1 pseudogene is annotated in these 209 nt (G+C 58.4%); it reads right to left on the reverse strand.

The features are described from left to right. A pseudogene (locus ACW9IR_RS30520) lies at window positions 1-209 on the reverse strand (outer membrane protein transport protein); the annotation flags it as partial.

A 209-nucleotide genomic window follows, 5' to 3' on the forward strand; every position in this document is an offset into this window, starting at 1 on the left:
TGAATCGGTCGTTGAACACATGCACCCAGTCGATGGCGGCGGTGGCCGGAATGTCCAGCTGGGTGGATGCGTTGGCGCCGTCCGGAAACAGTTTGAGGCCGGGGTAAGCACGCTCGACCAGCGTCAAGCCATCCCCTCCGGCATCGGTCATCAGCAACCTGCTGCCTGGATCAGCATAGATGTTGTATTTGCCCTCCATTTTGTTCTTG

It is taken from the genome of Pseudomonas sp. SDT291_1_S447 (assembly GCF_054070155.1).